Source organism: Agrobacterium sp. 10T429 (genome assembly GCF_056393925.1).
The window spans coordinates 1-378 of sequence record NZ_JBFTGV010000090.1 but is presented as its reverse complement, the minus strand read 5'-3'; the positions used below and the strand labels follow the sequence as shown (position 1 = coordinate 378).

Annotated in this window: 1 protein-coding gene; it reads right to left on the bottom strand. The window is 53.2% G+C overall.

Translation table 11 applies throughout. The features are described 5' to 3' along the window. On the bottom strand, positions 1–378 hold a 378-nt coding region (locus AC1DCP_RS26665; RefSeq protein ID WP_476774910.1), incomplete at both ends, for a putative oxygenase MesX.

Here is a 378-nt window from a genome sequence, read left to right as displayed (position 1 = left end):
GAAGATCGCCGAAAAAGTAGAAAGCCAAGGGTGCAACGCCATTCGGAGGCATGAAGAAACGAACCTGCATCCCCATCTTTGCGAAGTATCGGTCGGTCGAGGACAGTTCATTCTGTTGATACTCGACCCCAAGTACGGGGTGCTGGTTTCCGGTCCGCTGATAGGTCTTGCTGGTCGAGGCGCTTATGGAGATGACAGGCGGCTTGTGGAAGCGCTCCTTGTAAGTGCGCGAGGCAACAAACTGCTTGAACAGCTTTCCATGCAAGTCACCAAAATCGTCTGGCGTGCGGAATTCCGCTCGATCAACGTTGTACCTTGGAAGCAAGACGCTGAAGTCGTAATCGCGTACGTAGGAGGAGAAGTTATTCCCCACGATGC